The following is a 24452-nucleotide window of genomic DNA, read 5'->3' as shown; positions in this document are numbered from 1 at the left end:
TGGCAGGGGACGGTGCAGGCCCGGCCTCAGGTGCGCCGAATCCCGTGTCGCCCAGCCTCAACCCGGGATCAACACGCTGCTGCCAGACTTGGCCGGGTCGTAATACACCTTCACCTGCTTGCCCACGGGAAAGGGCGCAATCTCGGCCTCGGCTTCTTCCTGGGTGAAGTGGTGTCGTCCGAAGGCCCGCAAGCGCTTGCCCGTGTGGGGGACGCCGTTGACCTCGTAGCGGTACTGCACCTCGGTCTGCCACCGGTGGCTGGGTGTGCCCAGGTCTTCGCCAAAGTCGTTCTGGCTGTAGGCGCGCGACACGGTCACCTCGCCCATCACATAGGGCCACTCAGGGCTGTGCTGGCGAATCTGCCAGGCGCGCCAGGCCAGCACGCCAAACAGCAACACAAACCCGATAACGATGTATTTGCCGATGTCGTCCGACATGCCAGGAAAATGGGGTGAGAACGACCCATTGTGCGTCAGCCGGGCGGCTGCCCACAAGTCAGGTGCCTCCCCTCGGCCTGCGTAGGCCCAACCCATGCGGCGGCTGCGTTTTAGGCGAAGATGGGAGCCTTTCCCGCATTCCTTTGTCGTCAGCGTCTCCATGTCTCAGCTTGCCGTGCCTCCCAGTCCCTTTTACGCTCACCTGTCTCGCCTGCGTTTCATCAAGCGCTGGGGCCTGATGCGCAATGCGGTCGAAGAAGACGTGGCGCAGCACAGCTGGGAGGTGGCCGTGCTGGCGCACGCTCTGGCCGTCATCAGCCGCGATGTACTGGGCAACGACGTCGACCCGAACGCCGTGGCCACGCGCGCCTTGTTCCATGACGCCACAGAGGCCATCACCGGTGACCTGCCCACGCCGGTGAAATACTCGCCTGCCATGCGCCACGCCACCCAGCACCTGGAGGGCGAGGTGTGCAGTGAAATGCTGCAACTGCTGCCCGCGGCCTTGCTGCCCGCCATCCGCAGCGCCATGGACCACCACGAGTGGCCCGACCACGAAGCGCGTCTCGTCAAGTCGGCCGACCGCCTGGCCGCCTGGCTCAAATGCCGTGCCGAGTTGCGTTACGGCAACCAGGAGTTCGAGCAGGCCGCCCAGCAGGTGCGCGCCAAGATGGACGAGCACATGACGCCCGAGTTGCGCTACTTTCTCGATACCTTCGGTCCGGCCTTCGAGCTGACGCTCGACTCGCTGATGCAGGGGGAGTGACACGATGGCCCGCACCCCCAACCCCACGCCCTTGCTGGATGCCAGCTTCGCCGACCCCGAAGCGATGGCCGAGGTGCTCGATGGCCACCCCGACTACCGCGTGCTGCGCCGCCTCAAGCCTCGGCGTGAGTTCGGCCACAAGCGTCAGGGTGAAATCGCCAAGGTGTTGATCCTCGACACCGAAACCACCGGCCTGGACAGCAGCCGCGACCGCATCATCGAGCTGGCCCTGATCCTGGTGGACGTGGACCAGGCCACCGGCTTGCCCCTGCAGGTACAGGAGGTATTCGACGAGTTGGAGGACCCTGGGCGACCCATTCCGGCCGAGGCCACCCGCGTCACCGGCATCACCGATGCCATGGTGGCTGGCAAGCGCCTGGACGAGGCCCGCATCGCCGAACTGACGAAGGGGGTGGATCTGGTCATTGCCCACAACGCCCGCTTCGACCGAGGCTTCGTCGAGGCCCGCTTGCCCGCCTTTGCGCAACTGCCCTGGACCTGCTCCGTGGCTGAAATTGACTGGCAGGCGCAGGGCCGCGGCTCGGCCAAGCTCGAGTTCCTGGCGCACGAGCTGGGTTTCTTCTACGACGCCCACCGTGCCGAGATGGACTGCCACGCCCTGTTGGCCGTGCTGGCTGCCCCCTTGCCCAACACCGGCGAGACCGGGCTGGCGCGCCTGCTGGCGGCGGCGCAGTCGACCAGCTACCGCGTGCAGGCCACCGGCTCACCGTTTGCCAGCAAGGATGCCTTGCGGGCACGGGGCTACCGCTGGGATGCCGAACGCAAGGCCTGGCACACGCAGGTGGGCAATCAGGCCGCGTTGGACGCCGAATGCGAGTGGCTCAAGAAAGACGTGTACGGCGGGCGTTCGGCACGCATCGACATCGAACGCCAGACCGCGCTGGAGCGCTTTTCCAGCCGTCCTGGTGAGGCCTTGCAGCGAGACCTCTGATGGTCGCTCACACCCTGGCTTACTGGTGGCAACGCTGGTCGCCCGGTCAACCGACCTGGCGGGACCTGATCGCGGGCCTGTCGGTGGCCGGCTTGCTGCTGCCCGAGGCAGTGGCCTACGCCGGCATCGGCAACATGCCGCCCGAAGCCGGGGTGATGGCCTTGTTCGTGGGGTTGCTGTGCTACGGCCTGCTGGGCGGCAGTCGCTTTGCCATCGTCTCGGCGACCTCGTCGTCGGCCGCCGTCTTGTTCGCGGCCACCGGCAGCCTCGCCGGGGGCGACCCGGCGCTGCGCCTGGCCCTGGCATCCGGGCTGGTGTTGCTCACGGGGGTGCTCTTTCTGGTCGGTGCGGCGGCCCGGGTGGGGGCTGTGTCGGCCTTCATCGCCAAACCCGTGCTGCGCGGCTTCACCTTCGGGCTGGCCCTGGTCATCATCCTCAAGCAGGCGCCCAAGCTCGTGGGCCTGCACATTCAGGCGCCCGATCTGCAGCACCTGCTGCCTGAGTTGGCCCTCCAGTTTGCACACTGGCACCTGCCCAGTCTGGCGGTGGGCGGTGGTGCCGTGGTCCTCATGCTGGCTCTGGGGCGCCTCAAGCAGCGCGTGCCCGTCGCCCTGGTGGTGATGGTGCTGGGCATCGTCTTGCAACGCTGGGGGCCGTTGGCCGACTGGGAGGTCATCCGCGTGGGCGACATTCAGGTGAACGTGGCCCTCTACCCAATGCCTGAGCTGGATCGGCTGCAGTGGCTGCGCCTGGGCGAGTTGGCCGTGGCCATGGTGCTCATCCTGTACGCTGAGTCATATGGCTCGATCCGCACGCTCGCCCTGCGCCACGGCGACCGCAACGAGCCCAACCGCGACCTGATGGCCCTGGGTGTCGCCAACGTCTTCAGCAGCCTCTTGCACGGCATGCCGGTGGGGGCGGGCTATTCGGCCAGTGTGGCCAACGAGGCCAGTGGTGCCCGCACCAAATGGTCGGGGCTGTTTGCGGCGGGGGTGCTGCTCATCGTCGTGCTCACCTTGCTGCCCTACATCGAAGACCTGCCCGAGCCGGTGCTGGGCGCCATCGTGGTCTACGCGCTCAGCCACATGGTCAGGCCCAGCCTCTTTCAGCCTTACTTCACCTGGCACCGCGACCGCCTCATCGCACTGGCCGCCGTGGCCGCCGTGCTCTGGCTGGGCGTGCTCGACGGCCTGCTGCTGGCCATCGGCGTGAGCCTGTTCATGACCCTGCGCGGCCTGGCGCAAGCCCGAGTGGTGGAGCTGGGCCGCATGGAAGACTCCCACGACTTCATCGACCGGGCCATCTACCCCGCTGCCCAGCAGGAAGAGGGCCTGGTGATCCTGCGCCCCGAGGCGCCACTGTTCTTCGGCAACGTCGAGAGCCTGCTGGGCCAGGTGCGGCATGTGCTGCGTCACCGCCCAGGCTGGCACACGCTCATCCTGAGCCTGGAGGAGTCGCCCAACCTCGACGGCACCAGCGTTGAGGCCTTGCGCGACCTTTGCCACGACCTCGACCGGGCCGGGCAGCACGTGATGCTGGCCCGCCTCAAGCGCCATGCGCACGAGGTCCTGCAGCGCGCCGACCTGCCCGCCACCCAGCTGACGGTGCTGAGCATCGACGATGCCGTCAGGCTTGCGGCCGACCGCCGTGGGCTGGAAGCCCTGGAGCGCCGCGCTCCCCTGGCCGACTGAGACGGGCGGACCGCGCCTGGGCGTCTGGACCTGCGCAACGGGCATCATCCCCAGTCGGCCTGGGGTGATGAGCGTGGCAAGATGGCGCCCCTTATTGCAACCCCTTTTGACGCCTTTGCCATGACGGAGCCTGCCTGACCCATGTTGTTGATCGTGAACCTTCTTGGCGGCATCGGCCTGTTCCTGCTGGGCATGACCATGCTGACCGACGGGCTCAAGCTCGCTGCCGGCGGCGCCCTGGAGCGCATCCTGGCCGCATGGACGCGCACGCGCCTCTATGGTCTGCTCACCGGCATCCTGGTGACGGCCCTGGTGCAGTCCTCCACCGCCATGACGGTGGCCGCCATCGGTTTTGTCAATGCGGGTCTGCTCAGCTTCACCTCGGCGCTGTGGGTGGTGTTCGGCTCCAACCTGGGGTCCTCGGTCACAGGCTGGCTGGTGGCCTTGATTGGATTCAAGTTCAAGATCGACGCCTTCGCGCTGCCTTTTATTGGCGTGGGCATGGCCCTCAAGCTCTCGGGTGAGGGCACGCGACGCGGTGGGCTGGGCGGCACCCTGGCCGGCTTCGGTCTGCTCTTTCTGGGCATCGACCTGCTGAAAGAAGGTTTTGGCGGCCTGAGCCCTGCGGACCTGCCCGAGATGGGGCGTGATCTGGGTGGCATGTTGACGGCCGTGCTCATTGGCCTGCTGCTCACCATCATCTTGCAGGCCTCCTCGGCCACGCTGACCATTGCCTTGACGGCGGTTGCGGGCGGCATGGTGACGCTCGAGATCGCAGCGGCCATCGTGATCGGTGCCAACATCGGCACCACGCTCACCGGCATCGTCGCGGCCATCAACGCCACGCCCAATGCCCGGCGACTGGCTGCAGCGCACGTGTTTTTCAACGTCGTCACCGCCGTCGTCGCGTTCGCCCTGCTGTCGCCGCTGCTCAAGCTCATCCACTACATCGGCGTGCAGTTTGTGGGCGATGGCAACCCGGTCACGCAACTGGTCATCTTCCACACCGGCTTCAACGCTTTGGGGGTGCTGCTGATGTGGCCACTGTCCACGCCACTGGTGCGCTTCCTGCAAGGCCGTTTCCAGACGGTGGAGGAGGACGAGCTGCGTCCCCGCTATCTGGACATGAACGTGGCGTCCGTGCCGGCCCTGGCGCTGCAGGCGCTGCGGCGTGAGCTGGCTCGCATGGGACACCTCGCCCTCCAGCTGGCAACCGATGCCACCCAGCTCAATCCCGCCCACTTGCCGCGCACGGTGCCCCCACCGCAGTCGGAGACCCGCCTGGCGCGCAAGCTGGCGGTGGTCGAGCAGTTGCAAAAGCAGATTGGCAGCTTCGTCAGCCAGATGAGCCGCCAGCCCTTGCACCAGGACGTGGCCGACAAGTTGCCCGAGCTGTTGCGCATTGCCACTCACTTCGACACGCTGTCACGGGTCATGTACCACGTCGGGGTGTTGGGTGCGCACGATGTGCGCACGGTGGAGCTGGGGGCGCTTGCCTCAAACCGGCACCCGGCGGGCATCCCCGGCGGCATCCCTGCTGCCGACCTGCCCACGACCGTCGCGCCGGTCTTCCTTGCCGCCTTGGCCTTTTTCAAGGCTGCCGATCCGGAGAGCGAAGCCCGTTCCGCCGAAGGCAAGTGGCTGGCCAGCGAGGCACGCGATGCTTTCGAGGACACCTATCAGGCCACCAAGGCCCATCTGCTGCACGCCGGCGCGGGCGGCCAGTTTCAGGTCACCGAGGTGTACGACTGGCTGGCGCGTCTGAGCGACCTGCGGCGCGCCGTCGAGCAGGGCCACAAGGCGTCTCAGCGCCTGTCGGCCATGTCTGACCTGGCACCCACTCCCACGGTGGCCAGCGAAGTGCCGCCGTTCCGTGAAACGGTGCCGGCCGAGCCGTCGCCCAGCAAGCCCGACGCGGTGGCCGACAACCCACTGTGAAGTGTGGCCCCCGTGCCGGGCGGCGGGTTGAGGCGAACGACACCACGACCCGGCTCAGGCATCAGGCGGTCGGGGCCTCAGCCTTTTTCGACTTGAACCAGCTGCGCACCAGCAGGAAAAACACCGGGACGAAGAACAGGCCCAGCACGGTCGAGAACACCATGCCACCTAGCACCGCTGTGCCAATGGCCTGACGGCCCGCGGCACCCGCCCCAGTGCCAATGGCCAGCGGGATCACCCCGAAGCCAAAGGCAAGCGAGGTCATGATGATGGGCCGCAGGCGCAGCCGCACGGCTTCCAGCGTCGCGTCAAACAGCGCGCGGCCTTCCTCTTGCAGCTTGGTCGCAAACTCCACGATCAGGATGGCGTTCTTCGAAGCCAAGCCCACCGTGGTCAGCAGCCCCACCTGGAAGTACACATCGTTCGCGAACTCGCGTGCCCCGGTGAAGATCAGCGCCCCGATCACGCCAAGGGGCACAGACAGGATCACCGCGAGCGGCACCGTCCAGCTCTCGTACAAGGCAGCCAGACACAGGAACACGAACAGGATGGACAAGGCATAGAGCAGGGGCGCCTGCTCGCCAGACATGCGCTCCTGCAGCGAGGCTCCCGTCCACTCCATGCCGATGCCTGGCGGCAACTCGGCCATCAAGGCTTCGATGGCGGCCATCGCATCGCCCGAGCTCACGCCCGCAGGCGTCGAACCCGTGAACTCGAACGCCGGACTGCCGTTGTAGCGGCGCACCTCGGGCGGGCCACCTGTCCAGGTCGTCTCGGAAAAGGCCGAGAAGGGCACCATCTCGCCGTTCTTGTTGCGCACCGTCCAGTCGCCAATGTCTTGCGGCAGCATCCGGAAGGGCGCATCCGCCTGCATGTACACGCGCTTCACACGTCCGTTGTGCAGGAAGTCGTTCAGGTAGGTGCCGCCCAGCGCACTGCTCAACACCGCGTTCACGTCCGACGTGGCCAGGCCCAGCGCTGCCGCCTTGCGGTCGTCGATGATGACGCCCAGCTGGGCCGTGTCGTCCAGGTTGGTTGAGCGCACATTGATGATCACGTCGTCGCGCTCACGCATCTTGGCCAGCAAGGTGTCTTTCGCCTTCACCAGGGCGTCGTGCCCCAGCCCATTGAGGTCCTTGAGCTGGAAATTGAAGCCGGCCGTGCTGCCCAGGCCGCGCACCGCCGGCGGCAGGCTCACGATGATGCGGGCATCGCGGATCTTGCTCAGATCCCGCGTTGCCTTGCGCGCCAGTTCCTCGGCATGTTGCGAGGGCAGGGGGCGCTCGCTCCAGTCCTTCAGGCGGATGAAGCCGCGCGCCGAACTCTGGTCTCCCCCGCGCCCAATCACCGCGTTGAAGCTGATCACATCCGGTTGCGCTGCCATGTAGGCATTGACCTCCTTGAGCACCTCACGCAGGCGTGCGTCCGAGCCACCCGGCGGCAGGTTCACCTGCACCTGCATCAGGCCCTGGTCCTCGTTGGGCAGGAAGGAGGTGGGCAGGCGCATGAAGAGCACCGCCGTCACCCCGCACAGCAACAGGTACACCAGACCGACCCGCTTGGCGCGCGTGAGCACCCCGCCCACACCACGCTGGTAGCGGTGCGAGGTGCGGTCAAAGTGGTGGTTGAACCACTGGAAGAAGCGGTCATTGAGGCCCAGCAGACCCTTGCGCGGGACGCCCCCATGGGCACTGTGCTGTCCGGGGGGCAGGGGTTTGAGCAAGGTGGCGCACAGGGCGGGGGTCAGCGTCAGGGCCACGAACACCGACAGCGCCATGGCCGCCACGATCGTCACCGAGAACTGACGGTAGATCACACCCGTCGAGCCGCCAAAAAACGCCATCGGCACGAACACCGCTGACAGCGTCACGCCAATGCCGATCAGGGCCGGCGTGATCTCGCGCATCGACTTGCGGGTGGCTTCCTTGGGCGAGGAGCCGTCTTCGCTCATCACCCGCTCCACGTTTTCCACCACCACGATGGCGTCGTCCACCAGCAGGCCGATGGCCAGCACCATGGCAAACATCGTGAGCATGTTGATGGAGTAGCCCGCCACCGACAGTACCGCAAACGTGCCCAACAGCACCACCGGTACCGCAATGGCCGGGATCAGCGTGGCGCGGAAGTTCTGCAGAAACAGGTACATCACCAGGAAGACCAGCAGCATGGCCTCCAGCAAGGTCTTGATCACCTCCTGGATGGACGCCCGCACAAACGGCGAGGAGTCGCGCGTCACGAACGCCGTCAGGTCGGGCGGCAAAAAGGCCGACAGTTCCTGGACTTTGGCGTGCACCGCGTCGGCCACGGCCATGGCGTTGGCCCCATCGGCCAGCACGATCCCCATGCCTGCGCCCGGCATGCCGTTGCGGGTGGAGGCGGCGCTGGGGTTGTCGCTGCCCAGTTCCACCCGGGCCACATCCTTGAGCAACACCACCGAGCCATCGGGGGCCGACTTCAGCAGCACGTTCTCGAACTGCTCGACCGTCTGCAACTTGCTGCGCGCCGTGATCGTGGCGTTGAGTTGCTGGCCGGGCAGGGCGGGCAGCTCACCCAGCTTGCCCGCGGACACCTGGGTGTTCTGTGCCTGGATCGCGTTGGCGATGTCCGAGGGCATCAGCGCGTACTTTTCCAGCTTGGCCGGGTCCATCCAGATGCGCATGGCGTAGTTGGTGCCGAACACCTGCACCTCGCCCACACCGTCCACCCGCCCGATGACATCCAGGAGGTTGTTGGTGACATAGTCGCCCACGTCCACCGCACTCACAGCCGGGTCGGATGAGGCGAAGTGGTACACGATCATGTAGTCGCTGCCGCCCTTGGTCACCGTCACGCCGCGGCTCTGCACGGCGGGTGGCAGGCGCGACATGGCCTGCTGTAGCTTGTTTTGCACCTGCATCTGCGCCAGGTCCACATTCGTGCCGGGCATGAAGGTGAGGGTGGTGCGCGACGCCCCCGAGGCATCGCTCGACGACGACATGTACAGCAGGTTGTCGATGCCTTTGAGCTGCTGCTCAATGACCTGGGAAACCGAGCTGTCCACCGTCTCGGCCGAGGCGCCGGTGTAGGTGGCACTGATGCTCACCTGCGGCGGGGCAATGTCCGGATATTGCTCGATCGGCAGGGTGTTCAGGGCCATGCCCCCACCCAGCATGATCACGATGGCGATCACCCACGCAAAAATGGGCCGGTTGATGAAAAAGTGCGCCATGCTATGCCCCTCAGCGTGCGGCAGACGCCGGTGCAGCCACAGCCCCCACCTTGTCCGAGGCATCCACCGTCTTCACGGCGTCGCCCGGTTTGATGCGCTGAAAGCCATCCACCACCAACGCTTCGCCCGCCTTCAGGCCGCTGGTGACCCGCCAGCGCTGCCCCACGGCCTCGGCCAACTCCACCGGGCGGCGCTCCACCTTGTTCTCGGCGTTCACCACCATCACGCTGGCCTTGCCGCTCAACTCTCGCTTGAGCGCCTGCTGGGGTACCAGCAGGGCATCGGGCACCAGGCCGGTGGCCAGGCGTGCGCGCACATACATGCCGGGCAGCAGCACCCGGTCGGGGTTCGGCACCTGCGCCCGCAGCGTGATCGCCCCGGTAGACGTGTTCACGTTCACGCCCTCGAACTTCAAGGTGGCAGCGTGCGGGTACACGCTGCCGTCCTCCAGCACGATGCGCACCTGGGCAGCACCCGAGGGGTGGCGTTCGAAGTGCCCGGCCGCCAGTTCGCGTTGCAGGCGCAGCACATCGGTGCTCGACTGCGTGATGTCCACGTGCATCGGGTCGAGCTGCGTGATCTGGGTCAGCGCAGTGGCCTGATTGGCCGTCACCAGCGCACCCAGGGTGATGCTCGACAGTCCCACACGGCCCCCAATCGGCGCCACGATGCGGGTGTAGTCCAGGTTGATCTGGGCCTGCGCCAAAGCCGCCTGTGCGGCCGCCAACTCGGCAGCGGTCTGGCGCATGGCGGCCTGACTTTCTTCAAACACCTGCTGACTCACCGCCTGCTGCTTCACCAGGTCGGCATTGCGCTGGTGGTTCAACTCGGCCAGCTTCGCCGCAGCCTGGGTCTTGGCCACCGCCGCCTTGGCGCTCGCGACAGCCACTTCGTAGGTCTTCGCATCAACCTGATACAGCACCTGCCCGGCCTTCACCGTATCGCCCTCGTTGAACAGGCGCTGGCGGATGATGCCGCTCACCTGAGGGCGCACATCGGCCGCCTGGACGGCCACCGTGCGGCCGGGCAGCTCCGTGCTCAGCGCTTGCGCCTCGGTCTTCAACACCAGCACGCCGACGGTGGTTGGTCCCTTCTGGCCTGGCTTGCGCTCGTCTGCCTGGTTGCCGCAGGCTGACAAGGCCAGGGCACTCACCAGCGCGAGCCACAAAACAGGGCGGGGGGCTGCGGTCGAAGGGCGGGGTGGGTGCGCGGGGGCGCCAAAGGCAGGAAACGACATCGTGATTCAAGTTCTGGAACGGTTCTGTGGATTCTGACCGAGTCATGTGAACGAACCGTAAAGCAAACGCATGACCCCATGTGGCGACAGGGTGGGGACAGAGGCGACTATCATGCTCTCATGAGAATCCGTGCTCCCGCCGCGCTCCTGTTTTCCCTCGCTGCACTGACCTCCGCTCAAGCGGAAACCGTGGGCTGTGTGACCACGGCCTGGAAGTTCTGGGGCGCCAACCACAAGGTCTGCGTCGAAGCCTTCGCAGACCCCAAGGTGCCCGGCGTCACCTGCCACGTGAGCCAGGCCCGTACGGGCGGCGTCAAAGGCACGTTAGGCTTGGCCGAAGATCCCAGCCAGTTCTCGCTAGCCTGTCGGCAGACCGGCCCCATCACCTTGCCGGCCAAGCTTCCCGAGAACGAAACCGTCTTCAGCGAAGACACCTCCATCCTGTTCAAAGAAACCCGCGTCGTCCGCATGTGGGATGCCAAGCACCGCACGCTGGTCTACCTCGGCATCAGCCGCAAGCTGATCGACGGCGCCCCTGCCAACAGCATCTCCACCGTGCCCGTGATGCTGTGGCGTTGAAACCTGCATTGATGAAACAAGACTCCGCCCCGGTGCTCGCCTGGCACTACACACTGGGCAGCCACTTGCTGCACATCCTCGAAAACGGCTACATCCTGCCGCACGACCAGCCCGACACGCCTGCCGTCGAATGTCCGGTCGCCTGGTTCTCGCTGAACCAGCGCTACGAGCCCTCCGCGGCCAAGCGCCTGGAGGTCAACGGCGTGGCCCAGCCACCGATACTGCCCGTCATGCAACAGCTCGGCAACGGCGTGTACCGCCTGGGCGTGCCGCCCCGCAGCCTCTTGAGCGGCGAGATCTTGCGCAAGCAGGCTCGCATCAGCAAAGATCGCTGGCAGGCTTTGGCGCAACAGGCGCAGGCCTGCGAGGCAACCTTTTCAGAGTGGTACGGCAGCATCGATCCCGTGCCGGCTTCTGACTGCACCATCGAGGTCTGGCAAGCCGACGGCAACTGGTCCCGCGTGGCCTCGCCGCAGCGCTGACCCGGTGAGTGGCTCATGCGCACACGCTTTTCACACTTCTTGCTGACGATTGCGCTGGGCGCCGCCCTGGCGGCCTGCGGCCACGCCCCCGTGCCTCAGGCCGAAGCGAGCTCATCGCCGCCGGTGCGCAACGTCATCTTCATGATGAGCGACGGCACACCCAACGAGGCCTGGGCGTTGACACGCTGGATCAAGGGCACGCGCCTGGCCTCTGACGACATCCTCACCGGTGCCGTGCAAACCTATGGTGCCGACTCCATCATCACCGACTCCGCTCCTGGCGGCACGGCCTTTGCTACCGGCCACAAAGGCACCGACAAAGGCATTGCCGTGTCTCCCTGGCGGGTGACCATTGCCGGCGTGAACGCCAACCCGGACCAGGCCTATGCGCCCCTGCCCACCGTGCTGGAAGGCGCACGCCTCACCGGGCGGGCCACCGGCCTGGTCGCCACGGCCAACATCCAGCACGCCTCGCCGGCGTCGTTCAGCGCGCACACCCACGACCGCAGTCGCTACGCCGACATCGGCGAGCAACAGGTCTACCAGCACATCGACGTCGTGTTGGCGGGCGGGGAGCAATACCTGTTGCCGATGGCCGATGGCCGCGGTGTTCGTCAGGACAACGAAGACCTGGTGAAGGTGCTCCGAGACAAGGGCTACGACTACGTCCGCACCCGTGCGCAGATGCGGGCGGCCACTGGCGCCAAGCTGTTTGGCATGTTCGCGGCCGATGACATGGTCTACGACCTCGACCGCGCCCGGTTTGAGCCCGACCAGCCCTCGCTGGCCGAGATGACCCGCAAAGCCATCGAGGTGCTGTCGCGCAGCGAGAAGGGGCAGCGTCACGGCTTTTTTCTGTTCGTCGAAGGCTCCAAGGTCGACTGGGCGGCGCACGCCAACGACCCCTCCGGGGTGCTCAGCGACCTGAGCGCCTACGATGAGGCCGTGAAAGTGGCACTGGACTTTGCGCGCGCCGATGGCCAGACCCTCGTCATCAGCACCTCCGACCACGGTAACGGCGGCCTGACCATCGGCCGTCGGGAGGCTGCGAAATACGCCACCACCGACGACGACAGCCTGGTCGCGCCACTGCGGCGCGCGCAACTCACGGGCGAAGGCCTGGCGCGGCTCATGGCCCAGGACAAGTCCGAGGCGCACATCCGTGACGTGCTGGCACGCCACTGGGGCATCGAGGACCTGAGCGCGCAAGAAGTGCAGGGCATCCAGACCGCCCCACCGCAATCCTGGCTGCAGTACGTGCTGGGCCCGATGCTCTCTTCGCGGGCCGGGGTGGGCTGGACCACCAACGGCCACACTGGTGGCGACCCCTTCCTGTACAGCTTTGGCCCTGGCCGCGTCAGCGGGCTGTGGGAGAACACGGGCCTGGCCCACCACATGGCCCGCGTCATGGGGTTCGAGCTCAAGGCTCTGCAGGAGCGCCTGTTCGTGGAAGCCGTGCCGGCTTTGTCTGCCCTCGGCTTGCAGGTCGAACTGGATCGCACGCAGGCGGCCAACCCGCTTCTGCGGGTGCGCAACCGCCAAGGGGACGAGGTGCGTCTGCCCATCCACAAGAACGAACTGCTGCTGGCAGATCGCACGCACGAACTCGAAGGCATCGTCGTCCTTGCCGAGCAGACCGGCAAGGTCTACGTGCCCCGTCAGGCCATCACGCTGATCCGCGCCAGCTTGCTGCCCTGAGCGCGCGTCGGATAGCCCATCTGGGGGATCCCAGAGCTTGGGTTAACCCTGGCAAAACGCGGCCAGGTGTGCATACTGCACACATGCGTCCGATTTTCTCCAAGCAAGGTCTCTGGGGGCTGGCGATGTATGGTGCCATGGCCCTGGCGCCCGCCTGGGCGCTCGATGCCCCGCCGCAGTCCGCCGAGGCCTTGCGTGAGTTGGCCATCGCCTACGAACATGGCGAGGGCGTGGCGCGCAACGCCGAGCAGGCACGCCAGTTGTACTGCCAGAGCGCCCGTCTGGGTGATGCCCAGGCCCAGTACAACCTGGGCTGGATGCATGCCAACGGCCGCGGCGGTCCGCGTGATGACGTGGCCGCCGCTTACTTCTTCCAGGCCGCCGCCGAGCAGGGGCTCCCACAGGCCCAACGCATGCTGACCGTGGTGGGTGGCCCAACCCAGGAAGTGCCCGAATGTCTGCGTCCCGTGGAGGTCAGTGACGACGAGGCGCCAGGAATGCCCGGCGTCAACTACGAAGCCATCGCGCCGCGCCACATCCTGAAACTGGTTCAGAAACTGGCCCCGCGTTACCAAGTGGACACCCAACTGGCCCTGGCCATCATGGCGGCCGAGTCGAACTTCAACACCCAGGCCCTGTCCCCCAAGAATGCCCAGGGCCTCATGCAACTGATCCCGGAAACCAGCGAGCGCTTCAACGTCAAGAACCCCTTCGATCCGGCGCAGAACATCCGCGGTGGGCTCACTTACCTGCGCTGGTTGCTGGCCTACTTTCAGGGCGACGTGGCCTTGGTGGCGGCCGCCTACAACGCCGGTGAGGGCAAGGTGGAGCGCTACAAAGGCGTGCCGCCCTACCAGGAGACGCGCAAGTACGTGAAGCGCATCCTGCATGCGGTGGGCGATGCGTTCCACCCGTTTGATCAGAAGGTCACGCGGCCTTCACAGGTGATGGTTAACGCCCCCCGCCGCTGAGCGTCTGCCATTGGCGCGGTTCACATTCCTGCGGAATCTGCATACCGGCCGCCGAAAGCGCATAGCCATCGCGATGTGTCTGTCCAAAACTGAGTCTCTCGTCACCCCCCGACGAGTTGAACAACCAGATCACGGAGATACACATGCGCAACATCACCATCATCGGCGCAGGGCATGCCGGCCTGCAACTGGGTATTGGCCTGCTTCGTCAAGGGCACCACGTCACCATCTACTCCAACCGCACCGCTGACGAGATCGCCAAGGGGAAGATCCTGTCCAGCCAGTCCATGTACAACCTGGCCGTCACACAGGAGCGTGAGCAGGGTCTGCTGTTCTGGGACGACAGCTGCCCGCCCATCCAGGGCATGCACGTTCGCGCTGGCAAGGAAGACGCCGGCGTAATGATCGACTTCCGCACTCGCATGCCGGAAGGCCAGTCGGTGGACCAGCGCGTCAAGATTCCCCATTGGATGAACGAATTCGAGCTTCGCGGCGGCACCTTGCGCATTCAGGATGTGGACATCCCTCTGGCCGAGCAACTCGCCGAACAAAGCGACCTGCTGCTGGTGGCCACGGGCAAAGGTGAGCTGGGCCAATTGTTCGAGCGCGATGCTGCACGTTCGCAGTTTGCAGCCCCGCAGCGCATCACAGCGCTCACCTATGTCCACGGCATGATCCCGCGCGAAGACTTTGGCGCCGTCAACATCAACGTCAACCCTGGTGTCGGCGAACTGGTGCACTTTCCCGGCCTCACGCTCAGCGGCCCCTGCGACATCATCAACGTCGAGAGCATCCCGGGCGGCCCGATGGACCGCTGGAGCAGTGTTGCCACACCTGAGGAGCATCTGGCCCTGACCCTCGAGCTGATCCGCACCTACTTCCCCTGGGAAGCCCATCGCTTCGAACATGTCCGCCTGACCGACGACAACGGCATCCTGGCCGGCGGCGTGACGCCCACCGTGCGCAAGCCCGTGGGCACACTGCCATCTGGCCGCAGCGTGCTGGGCATTGGCGACACCCACGTGCTGAACGACCCGATGACGGGCCAAGGCTCCAACAACGCCAGCAAGGGTGCCACCATGCTGATGCAGGCCATTGCCGCACACGGCGAGCAGCACTTTGACCGGGCCTGGATGCAGCGCGTGGCCGACGCCAATTGGGAGAGCGCGCAATGGTCGGCCCGCCTCACCAACACCATGATGGCGCCCCCCCCGCACGTCCTGAACATCCTGGGCACCTGCCAGGGCAGTCCCAAACTGGCACAGCAACTGGCCGCCGGCTTCAATGACCCCCGCACCATGGCCAGTTGGTACTTTGACGAGCAGGGCGCTCAGCGCATGATCGATGCGTGCACCGAAGTCTTGGCAGAGGTCTGAACCACGCTAGGGGATGTCCGGAGTGATGCTGGCACAACATTCGCTAACGTGATGGGTGTTGTCCACTCCTCTCCTGCGGGGCGCCAAGCGCCCCCATCCCACCCATGGTGCCGATGGCGAACCTGTCGAGTCATTTCAAGTCACTGCAGTCGCAGGATCTGGATGAAACCCGTAGCCTGGTGGCGGGCGTCTTCAACGACCACGAACTGCGTTGCATGGAACGCCGCGGCCATGTGGACTACAAGCATCGCTACGCGACCATGGGCGCCCTGGGCTTCAGCGTCCTGGGTTACGGCGCCTCGGTGCAGATCCTGACGCAAGAACTGGGCTCCTTCTATCTGCTTCAATTGCCGCTGCTGGGTGAAGATCGCCAGCTCAATCGTGGACAGACCGCTTATATCAAGGCCGGTGGCGCCACCATCCATGGCCCCCAAGACCGCCTGACGATGCACTGGAGTGCCGACTGCCACAAACTCGTCTTGCGCATTGATCGGCACGCTCTGGAGCGTTATGCCTCACATTTGGGGCGCCACAGCCCCGGTTCGCCCATTCAGTTCAGCCCAGAAATTGACACCACCCAGGGTGGCGGGCTTGCTCTCAAACTGACTGCCGGGCAAATTTTTCGAAACGTGTGCAAGCAGCCCGATCTGTTCAAGCTGCCCATGGTGTCGAGCCAGTTCGAGCAGATGCTGTACATGAACTTGCTGACGATGCAGCCCAACTCCCTTGGATCCGCGCACCTGCAAGCCCCCATCGACGTCGTGCCGCGCATCATCAAGGTGTCCGAGGACTACATGCGGGCTCACCTGTCCGATCCCATCACCATGCTCACCCTGGCGGAGCTGACCGGCGCCAGCATGCGGTCCCTGCACGAAGGCTTTCGTCGCTACCGGGGCGAGAGCCCGATGCGTTATCTCAGGCAACTGCGCCTGGAAAAGGTGCGCGAGGAGCTTCTGAATCCCACCCGCAAGTCCAGCATCACCGACATTGCCCAGCAATGGGGCTTTTACGAGCTGGGCCGCTTCGCCCAACTCTACCGCCAGCGCTACGGCGAGTTGCCCAGCGAAACAGTTCGCCTGACACAGTGATGAACCGTGCCGGGCGGACCAAGATGTCGCCATCCAGCTCTGATCAAGCCGAGTTCAGAAATCCTTGCATGAACTCGTCATCGTGGAAGACCGGCGTCTCATAAGCGTTCAGACCGTCGTACATCTCCAGCAAGATGCTGCGCGTGTGCGCCAGGGTGGGGCCGTGGGGGTGATCCTTCGGATTCATGTAGAACGAGCCACTCTTCAAACGGACGTGGGCATGGGTGTACTCGTAGTCCCCGCTAATGCAGTACATGAACTGGTTGGAGGCATGGCTGTGCCGCACCGGAAATCCGCCCCCAGGCTCTACCTCCAGCAGCGCAATGCGCGCACCCGTTTCGGGATGCTGCCAGAGCACATAGTGTCGGAACCCATGCTCGGGGAAGGTGACCCACCGGTCTGGATCCAGCTGGTTCGTTTGAATCAGGCGCGCCAATGCCTGCAGCGACACTTCGGTGGGGACGTTCATGCAAGAGGCCCAATTGATCCGACGATGGGTGCGCCGCAAGTCGCGCGCGTCCATTTGTCAAAGTCGAATCTTGACGCTGGATGCATGTCGGCACCATTGAATTCATTGGGCCGAGAAAGCGATGCCAGGTTATACCTGCATTGCGCAAATAAAAAGGCCCGAAAGCTTGCGCTCACGGGCCTTGATTTGGCTCCCCGACCTGGGCTCGAACCAGGGACCTACGGATTAACAGTCCGGCGCTCTACCGACTGAGCTATCGGGGATCAAACGATGTCGGGCTTTGCATATCGGCGCGCAAAGCCGTCTTGAATTTCTGGCTCCCCGACCTGGGCTCGAACCAGGGACCTACGGATTAACAGTCCGGCGCTCTACCGACTGAGCTATCGGGGATCAGGTTGATGTCTGCATTGCGTCAATCAACCGAGAACGAAACTATAGCATGTTTTGTCACGCCGACTCAATCTGTTGTCGTTTCCCATCAACGACAGGTCAATCAAAAATCAATCTGAGCCGATGCGGTGAGGGTGCGCTCGGGCATCTGGAACAGATAGGTGTGACCGCCGAACATCGAGGGCGCTTCTTTCCAGGCACGCTTGTTGAAGGCATTCACCACGCCCAGGCGCCAGGTGATGCTGCGCTGCGCTGACAAAGGCTGCACCGCGCGCACGCCCAGGTCCACACGGGTCCAGGAGGGCAGTCGGATGGTGTTGGCGGTGTCTACCCAGCGCTGGCCTTCGTGCACGACATCGGCCTGAATGGTTGTGACCCAGGGTGTGTGGAAGCTGTAGCTGCCCGACAGCTTGATGGCACGCTCCGGCACGTTCACCGGGTTCTTGCCGCTCACGCCTTCGAGCTGGCTGCCTCGGCGTTCCGCGTCGATGAACATGACGCTGCCACCCATGCCCCAGGCTCCCATCCGGCCCTGCCAGAAGCCTTCGATGCCGCGGTGGCGGGCATCGCCATCGAGTTGGTAGGTGTTGCCCACCGTCTCGGCTTGGGGGCGGCGAATCTCGAACAAATTGGTGCCCCACTGTGCACTCACCCCATCATGGGCATATTGCCCTTTCACGCCGAGCTCGATCTGGCGGCTCTTGAGGGCGGGAAGGATCTGGCCGGAGTTGTCCAGCGCATCCTCCATGAGTCGGGGGGCGGCCTTGGTTTCCAGGCCTTCACCCCAGCTCACGTAGGCCTGCGTTTTGGGAGCAAAAGTCCACCCCAAAGCAGCCCATGGGGTGTTCAGGCTTTGCTGAATGCGGACTTCTTTGTTGCCGTCCGTTTCAATGCTGTAGCGGTTCAGGCGCGTGTGGCGCAAACCGATCCAGGCTTTCCAGTCTTCAGCGAGATGGATGGTGTCTTGAATGGCCAACTCCGTGCTGCGTTCAGAGCGATTCGGACTGGCGTCGTTCATGGTTGGCGCTGCGGGCTGTGGCGCGTAGGGGGAAGACAGATTCATTTCGCCCGAATAGTTGTAGGCCTGTGGCTTCAGATCGGTGCTGTACAGCGCACGCATCACTTCCAGGCGCAATTCATGGCGCATGCCTCCCAACGACAGCGCGCCACGCAACTCCCCCTTGAGGGCGCGCGTCAGACGCTTTTCGTTCTCGGAGCGATAGTCGTACAGGTCAAAGGTCCCGTCGCCTTTGAAGTTGTAGTAGTACGCATCATCATCATCGTCCAAAGGGTCGCCGTAGTCAGTCCAGCCAAACGGGAACGCCATGCGGTCATTCATCCGCAGGTGTTGCTCGCCATACGTCACCACAGAGGTCCAGTCGCTGTTGAGCTTCTGTGTCCAGCGCGCGGTGCCTGTGGTGCCGGTCATCTCCACCGGTTGCGACCAGGGCTGGTTGTTCAGGTTCAGATTGCGGCTGTAGGCCCGCGCCGACGGCAGGGTGTTGCCCAGCAGGCTCATGCCAGCCAGACTTGGTTGACTGGTATAGCTGTGCTCAATCTCGGCCTCAATCAGGGTGTCCGGGCTCAAGCGCCAGTCAGCCGCCACGGCCAGCAAGCGGCTGTGCCCCTCGGTGTTGTCGACATGTGTGTTCAGCTTGGCCACCGCCGCGTTCACACGCACGCCGAACTCGCCTTGCAGGCCAAAGCGATCCCCCAGGTCGATCTGGGTGCGAACTTCACCGGCGTCGTCGACGGAAACCCCGGCACTGCGAACACGACCTTCCGGACGTTTCACCAGCATGTTCACCAAGCCACCCGGCGCACTCACACCCGATTGCAGGCCGCTGGTGCCCTTGAGCACTTCGAGGCTGGCCTTGTTCTCCAATGGGAAACGCGTCTCTGCGCTCACCGGTAAGCCCTCACGGCGATAGTTGTAGCCGTTGTCCAGCGTGAAGCCTCGCACCGACAGGTAGTCCCAGTACCCCACCGAGTTGTACGAGTCCGTCACACTCGCATCCAGCTTGGTCAAGTCCGCCAGACGCTTCACCTGCGCGTCCTTCAGCATCTCGTCGCTGAAGGTTTGCGCTTGCACAGGTTGTTGCCACGCCGGGCCCTCACCCAGCCCGGCAATGCTGGCCTTGGCTTGACGCTTGGCAGCCGCAGTCACGCCGACCGAGGGCAGGGTGGACGCGTCGTCTGCGGTATTTTGAGCCTGTGCGCCCAGACTGAGGCACAAGCTACAAGCGGCCACAGCCAATGGCGTCAAGGCCAGGTGACGATGGGGGAGGGGGGATGGAAAACGACGCATTCTGTACAGCTCCGCGGCAAAGACAGATGAGGCGTCTCGGTGGGGCTGCAGCGAGCGCAGACGCGCCTGTGCAGGCGTATCTGGGTTCGGCTTGTGCTTCCCTACGCGAGGATGACCTCGTTCAGGTTCAAAGGGACTCTCTCAGCGTGTACCGATGTCAACATCGGCAACGCACCCCTAGCGAAGGTCGCATTCTATGCCCAGTCGGGCGCTGTCCGGAAGTGCGGGCTCAATGTCCCTGCAGAACGCCCAGCCGTTGGTGCAACAGGGGGCTCGTCGTGGTGTAGAGCAGGTGTTGCGGCGCCTCTGGGTTCAAGGTCGCGGCAGCCGCATGGGCGGCCAAGGTGGCTTCGTGGAAGCCACACAGCAGCAGGCGCTTTTTGCCGGGGTAGATGTTGATGTCCCCTACGGCGTAGATGCCTGCCGTGCTGCTTTCAAAGGTGGCAGGTGACACGCTCACCTGTTTGCGCTCCAGGCTCATGCCCCACTGGCTGACGGGGCCGAGTTTGGGACTCATGCCCTGGCGCACCAGCAGATGATCCAGAGTCAACTCACGGGCGACGCTGTCAGGCCCGAGCACCGTCAAAGACCGAACGCCGCCGTCTTGAGCGACGCCATCGGTGGGCATGCCCACGACCAGCTTCACCCGACCTGATGCCAACAAGTTGCGTACCTGAGCGTCCAGCTCCGGCTCAGCCTGAAACTGGTCTCGACGGTGGAGCAGCGTCAATTCAGATGGGCGCTGGCCATCTGGCAGGGCAGTCAAGGCCACGACTGCGCTGAGTGCTTCGTCTCCGCCCCCGGAAACCACCACATGCTGGCCGCCCAAGGCGCCGATCGTGGCGTCGTCCAAGTGGTAGTGAACGTTCTTCGCCCCTTCCAGCATGGGGAGGTTGAGTGTGCGGGGGACGAACGCGCCAGCGCCTGCGGCGACAAACACCGAGCGTGCTCGCAACTGCAGGCCGTGGTCGGTTTGCACCAGGAAATGCCCATCGCCTTCAGCCTGCACCTCGCTGACCAAGTGCCCCAGGTGGACCTGTTCGCACTGGCCGGATGCCACATTCAGAGGCAAGAAAGGCCGCACCTGGTTCAGGAGCAGGCGCGCCAATTCCCGGCCGGTGCACAGCGGCACGCCGGGAACGTCGTAAATGGGTTTGTCGGGGTACAGCGCCACGCACTGACCACCGACTTCTGGTAGCACGTCGATGAGGTGAGCCTTCAGGCCCAGCAAGCCTAACTGGAAGACCTGAAACAGGCCCACCGGTCCAGCCCCGATGACCACGGCATCGGTGTCCACCATCGACGGCATGTTCACCGCTCCGTTCAGCGGATCAGATCACCCAGCTTGCCCGTCTTGTCCTTCCACTCGTCGGCGTCAGGCAGGGGGTCTTTGCGCTTGGTGATGCTGGGCCAGGCTTTGGCCAGGTCGGCGTTGATCTGGATGAACTGCTGCTGGTTGCCCGGCACATCTTCCTCGGGGAGGATGGCGTTGGCAGGGCACTCGGGGATGCACACGGCGCAGTCAATGCACTCGTCAGGATCGATGACCAGGAAGTTGGGGCCTTCGCGGAAGCAGTCCACCGGGCACACGTCCACACAGTCCGTGTATTTGCATTTGATGCAGGCTTCGGTGACGACGTGGGTCATGTCAGGTCTCTTGTATCGGTTAAAGGTGAATGTTAGATTTTACCGGGGCAAACACGCCCCACCTTGATCAGCCTTCGCCGCAAAGGGCGATATGGGTCAAGGGTTGTTCAGGAATTTCAGTGGCGCCAGCGCCAACGATCACCAAAGTGGGGCGTCCGGCGTGGATGGCGCTGGCTTCGTCCAAGGTGCCAACATGGTGCAGGGTGTGGCGCATGTCGGGCCACCCCGCCCTGGACACCACGCTCACCAAGGTGTCGGCAGGCCAGCCGGCATCGCGCAAACCTTTGCCCAGAGGGGCCAGTTGGCGCCCCGCCATGTAGAACACCTCGGTGTCCGCGCGTTGCCCTGGGCCCATGCCGCACTTCAGGTCGCCCGTGCGGGTCATCGCCGTGGTGAAACTGACGCTGCGGCCGGTGCCACGTCGGGTCAACGGGCGCTGGGTGGCCGCGGCGGCGGCCAGGGCCGAAGTCACTCCCGGCACCACTTCAGTGCTGATCTGGGCGTCACGCAAGGCGCTCAGCTCCTCTTCCAGGCGCCCAAACAGGCTCGGGTCGCCCCCTTTGAGCCTCGCCACGATGGCATCAGCACCAAATTGGGCACCCACGGCGCGCGCATGCTCTACCAACAGGTGGTTGATGCGCGTCTGGCCGTTGAAGTCGCTGCCCGGCTTGCCGGAAAAGCCGCGCTTGCCCACGTCCACCCATTCGGCGTCTGGGGCCAGATCGCGTAAGGTCGCGTCGGCCAAGGCGTCGAACAGCACCACCTTGGCTTGGGCCAGCAAGCGGGCACCGCGCACGGTGATCAGGTCAGCTTCTCCCGGCCCGGCGCCGATGAAAACGACGCGGGCGCAGGAGGACGAAGCAGGGGTCGAGCGGGTATCAGTCATGATGCCTTCTCCAGCAAGACCCGGGCCGCGCGATCAGGCAGCCTTGACCAGCAGCGCGCCGCTGGTGCGGTTAGTGGTTGGGTCCACCACGATCAGGGCGCCGCCCACGCGGTTGTCCACATAGGCTTCCACCGGCAGCGGCTGCTGCGTCTGGATCTGCACGGTGCCGATCTCGTTGACGGCCAGTTCGTGCGCATCCTGGTCTGCCAGGGTGTGGATGTCGAGGCGGTTGTCGATCGCGGTGATGCGAGCTTGCACCCAGCGGTTGCCATGGCGCACCCAGTACTTGCGGCCGACCACGGCAGGCTCGGTGTCCAGCCAGGCCAGCGTGGCGCTGAACTCGGCGGTCGGCTTGATGCTGCCGGGGGTGTGGATCCAGTCGCCACGCGAGATATCTACCTGACGGTCCAGCACGATGCCAGCCGACTGACCCGCTTCGCAGCGGTCCACGACCAGGGCCGAGTGGCGCACTTCGGCCACGATGGCGGTCTCGCCCGATGGGAAGATCTGCACTTCGTCACCGGCCTTCACGGCGCCGTGGGCGATGCGGCCCCAGAACGCACGGTACTGGTGGCCTGTGCCCGAGGCAGAGGCTTCGCCTTCACCCACGCTGTCGCGGGTCACATACTGCACAGGGTGGAGCAGGGCGCCGTCATGGCGCTCGTCGCTCGGCGGCAGCTGTTCCAGCACCTGCAGCAGGGTGGGGCCCTGGTACCAAGGCCAGTTGGCGCTCGGGGTGGTCACGTTGTCACCACGCAGGGCCGACACCGGGATCACGCCCTTGTTGACGATGCCCGCTTGCTCGGCAAAGGCTTCCAGCGAGGCCTTCACGTTCTTGAACGCGGTTTCGGTGTCTTGCTCGATGGCGTCCAGCTTGTTGATGGCGAACACGATGTTCGGCACGCGCAGCAGGTTGGCCAGCAGGCTGTGGCGACGGGTCTGCGCCAGCAGGGGTACCGGCGAGGCCTTCCAGTCGATCTTGGTGATGTCGACCAGCACCACCGCAGCGTCCGAGCCGGCGGCAGCCGTCACCATGTTGCGGGTGTACTGCTCGTGACCGGGGGCGTCGGCGATGATGAACTTGCGGGTCTTGGTCGCAAAGTAGCGATAGGCCACGTCGATGGTGATGCCTTGCTCGCGCTCGGCTTCCAGGCCGTCGGTCAGCAGCGACAGGTCGATCGGGGCGCCGGCAGCGCGCTTTTCCAGGGCGTCCAGTTGGTCGGCCAGGATGGCGCGGCTGTCAAACAGCAGGCGGCCGATCAGGGTGCTCTTGCCATCGTCCACGCTGCCTGCAGTCAAAAAGCGCAGGGCCTTGTGCGCCAGCTCTTCGCTGGCTTCGTTGTGAATCACGGTGCTCATCAGAAATAACCTTCCTTCTTGCGGCGCTCCATCGAGGCCTCGGACGTGCGGTCGTCCATGCGGGTGGCGCCACGCTCGCTCACGGTCACGTGCAGAGTTTCAGCGACGATGTCTTCGGGGCTGGCGGCATCGCTCTCCACCGGGCAGGTGCAGGTCATGTCACCCACGGTGCGGAAGCGCACGTCCACCGTCTCGATGGTTTCGCCGGGCAGGGCGGGCGTTACATCGGTCAGCGGCACCAACAGGCCCTTGCGGCGCATCACCTGGCGGGGGTGCTTGAAGTAGATGCCCGGCAGCGGGATGTTCTCGCGGGCGATGTAGAGCCACACGTCCAGCTCGGTCCAATTCGAGATCGGGAAGGCGCGGAAGTGCTCGCCCGGCTTGATGCGGGTGTTGAACAGGTTCCACAACTCCGGGCGCTGTTCTTTGGGCTGCCATTGGCCGAAGCTGTCGCGGTGCGAGAAGATGCGCTCCTTGGCGCGGGCCTTCTCTTCGTCACGACGGGCGCCGCCGATCAGGCAGTCGAAGCGGTTGTCTTCGATGGCTTCCAGCAGGGTCACGGTCTGGTGTCCGTTGCGGGACTCCAGCGGGTGCGCCAGGCGCACCGTGCCGCGCTTGATGGAGTCTTCCATGTGCGCCACGATCAGGCGCTCACCGATTTCGGCCACGCGCTGTTCGCGGAACTCGATCACTTCGGGGAAGTTGTGGCCGGTGTCCACGTGCAGCAGCGGGAAGGGCAGTTTGCCTTCCAGCTTGCCCGTTTCCGGGTTCTTCATCTTGAAGGCCTTCTCGGCCAGGTGCAGCACCACGCACGAGTCCTTGCCGCTGGAGAACAGCAGGCCCGGACGCTCGAAGCTGGCAGCCACTTCACGCAGGATGAAGATGGCCTCTTCTTCCAGCGCGTCCAGGTGGCGGTGGTCCACATCCGCCAACAGTTGGTTCACATTCACAGGGGCGTTCATTGTTTTC

Annotated in this window: 20 protein-coding genes, 2 tRNA genes and 1 riboswitch; of the genes, 10 read left to right on the top strand and 12 right to left on the bottom strand. The window is 64.8% G+C overall.

The window, feature by feature from the left end; all coding sequences use genetic code 11:
• Positions 1–57: 57 nt before the first annotated feature.
• Positions 58–438, bottom strand: a complete 381-nt coding sequence (locus tag RBT42_RS03230; RefSeq protein WP_320362424.1) for a DUF3592 domain-containing protein — start codon at positions 436–438, stop codon at positions 58–60.
• A 160-nt stretch (positions 439–598) separates the two neighbouring features.
• Between RBT42_RS03230 and yfbR the strand changes: the two genes are divergently transcribed.
• The 4 genes from yfbR (at position 599) to RBT42_RS03210 (ending at position 5785) form a co-directional block, all read left to right on the top strand.
• Positions 599–1204: a 5'-deoxynucleotidase gene (yfbR, locus tag RBT42_RS03225; RefSeq protein ID WP_320362423.1), complete on the top strand. Its 606-nt coding sequence runs from the start codon at positions 599–601 to the stop codon at positions 1202–1204.
• Between the two features lie 4 nt (positions 1205–1208).
• Complete coding sequence (locus tag RBT42_RS03220; RefSeq protein ID WP_320362422.1) at positions 1209–2156, top strand: 3'-5' exonuclease; 948 nt, start codon at positions 1209–1211, stop codon at positions 2154–2156.
• Entirely contained in the window at positions 2156–3847 is a 1692-nt protein-coding gene (locus RBT42_RS03215) for a SulP family inorganic anion transporter (RefSeq protein WP_320362421.1), read from the top strand. The genes RBT42_RS03220 and RBT42_RS03215 overlap by 1 nt, the downstream gene beginning before the upstream one ends.
• 141 nt (positions 3848–3988) lie before the next feature.
• The gene (locus RBT42_RS03210; RefSeq protein WP_320362420.1) at positions 3989–5785 is read left to right on the top strand and encodes a Na/Pi symporter; all 1797 of its coding nucleotides are present in this window, start codon (positions 3989–3991) and stop codon (positions 5783–5785) included.
• A gap of 61 nt (positions 5786–5846) precedes the next feature.
• Here RBT42_RS03210 and RBT42_RS03205 read toward each other — a convergent pair whose 3' ends face one another.
• Complete coding sequence (locus RBT42_RS03205; protein WP_320362419.1) at positions 5847–8993, bottom strand: efflux RND transporter permease subunit; 3147 nt, start codon at positions 8991–8993, stop codon at positions 5847–5849.
• A 10-nt stretch (positions 8994–9003) separates the two neighbouring features.
• A complete protein-coding gene (locus RBT42_RS03200; RefSeq protein WP_320362418.1) occupies positions 9004–10230 on the bottom strand; it encodes an efflux RND transporter periplasmic adaptor subunit in 1227 nt (408 codons plus the stop codon).
• A 120-nt stretch (positions 10231–10350) separates the two neighbouring features.
• On the opposite strand from RBT42_RS03200, the gene RBT42_RS03195 reads away from it, so the two are divergent.
• The 6 genes from RBT42_RS03195 to RBT42_RS03170 all read left to right on the top strand — a co-directional run bounded on the left by RBT42_RS03195 (position 10351) and on the right by RBT42_RS03170 (position 16424).
• The gene (locus tag RBT42_RS03195; protein WP_320362417.1) at positions 10351–10809 is read left to right on the top strand and encodes a CreA family protein; all 459 of its coding nucleotides are present in this window, start codon (positions 10351–10353) and stop codon (positions 10807–10809) included.
• An 11-nt stretch (positions 10810–10820) separates the two neighbouring features.
• Complete coding sequence (locus RBT42_RS03190; RefSeq protein ID WP_320362416.1) at positions 10821–11291, top strand: hypothetical protein; 471 nt, start codon at positions 10821–10823, stop codon at positions 11289–11291.
• Between the two features lie 15 nt (positions 11292–11306).
• Entirely contained in the window at positions 11307–12989 is a 1683-nt protein-coding gene (locus tag RBT42_RS03185) for an alkaline phosphatase (RefSeq protein WP_320362415.1), read from the top strand.
• Between the two features lie 83 nt (positions 12990–13072).
• Positions 13073–13960, top strand: coding sequence for a transglycosylase SLT domain-containing protein (locus RBT42_RS03180; protein ID WP_320362414.1), 888 nt, complete (start codon positions 13073–13075; stop codon positions 13958–13960).
• A gap of 143 nt (positions 13961–14103) precedes the next feature.
• The gene (locus RBT42_RS03175) at positions 14104–15336 is read left to right on the top strand and encodes a styrene monooxygenase/indole monooxygenase family protein (RefSeq protein ID WP_320362413.1); all 1233 of its coding nucleotides are present in this window, start codon (positions 14104–14106) and stop codon (positions 15334–15336) included.
• A gap of 113 nt (positions 15337–15449) precedes the next feature.
• Positions 15450–16424, top strand: coding sequence for an AraC family transcriptional regulator (locus tag RBT42_RS03170; RefSeq protein ID WP_320362412.1), 975 nt, complete (start codon positions 15450–15452; stop codon positions 16422–16424).
• 43 nt (positions 16425–16467) lie between these two features.
• Here the strand turns inward: RBT42_RS03170 and RBT42_RS03165 are convergent, their stop codons facing one another.
• The 9 genes from RBT42_RS03165 to cysD form a co-directional block, all read right to left on the bottom strand.
• Positions 16468–16893 (bottom strand): cupin domain-containing protein, encoded by a 426-nt coding sequence (locus RBT42_RS03165; protein ID WP_320362411.1) that lies wholly within the window; start codon positions 16891–16893, stop codon positions 16468–16470.
• Positions 16894–17080: 187 nt separating this feature from the next.
• Positions 17081–17156: transfer RNA gene (locus RBT42_RS03160), tRNA-Asn, on the bottom strand.
• A 51-nt stretch (positions 17157–17207) separates the two neighbouring features.
• Positions 17208–17283, bottom strand: a tRNA-Asn gene (locus RBT42_RS03155).
• A gap of 103 nt (positions 17284–17386) precedes the next feature.
• Complete coding sequence (locus RBT42_RS03150) at positions 17387–19450, bottom strand: TonB-dependent siderophore receptor (RefSeq protein WP_320362410.1); 2064 nt, start codon at positions 19448–19450, stop codon at positions 17387–17389.
• Positions 19451–19672: 222 nt separating this feature from the next.
• Positions 19673–19780, bottom strand: a riboswitch (TPP riboswitch).
• Positions 19781–19820: 40 nt separating this feature from the next.
• Positions 19821–20900 carry an NAD(P)/FAD-dependent oxidoreductase gene (locus RBT42_RS03145; protein ID WP_320362409.1) on the bottom strand — a complete coding sequence of 360 codons (1080 nt, stop codon included), beginning with the start codon at positions 20898–20900 and terminating at the stop codon, positions 19821–19823.
• A gap of 14 nt (positions 20901–20914) precedes the next feature.
• Positions 20915–21238 carry a ferredoxin FdxA gene (fdxA, locus tag RBT42_RS03140; protein WP_320362408.1) on the bottom strand — a complete coding sequence of 108 codons (324 nt, stop codon included), beginning with the start codon at positions 21236–21238 and terminating at the stop codon, positions 20915–20917.
• 67 nt (positions 21239–21305) lie between these two features.
• Complete coding sequence (gene cobA, locus RBT42_RS03135) at positions 21306–22124, bottom strand: uroporphyrinogen-III C-methyltransferase (RefSeq protein WP_320362407.1); 819 nt, start codon at positions 22122–22124, stop codon at positions 21306–21308.
• A gap of 33 nt (positions 22125–22157) precedes the next feature.
• Positions 22158–23483, bottom strand: a complete 1326-nt coding sequence (locus RBT42_RS03130; protein WP_320362406.1) for a sulfate adenylyltransferase subunit 1 — start codon at positions 23481–23483, stop codon at positions 22158–22160.
• Entirely contained in the window at positions 23483–24445 is a 963-nt protein-coding gene (gene cysD, locus RBT42_RS03125) for a sulfate adenylyltransferase subunit CysD (RefSeq protein ID WP_320362405.1), read from the bottom strand. Before cysD ends, RBT42_RS03130 begins: the two co-directional genes overlap by 1 nt.
• Positions 24446–24452 lie beyond the last annotated feature (7 nt).

This window comes from Aquabacterium sp., assembly GCF_034003525.1.
Lineage (GTDB): Bacteria > Pseudomonadota > Gammaproteobacteria > Burkholderiales > Burkholderiaceae_C > Aquabacterium.
The sequence above is the reverse complement of the archived record's forward strand: the minus strand, read 5'-3'. Positions and strand labels throughout refer to the sequence as shown.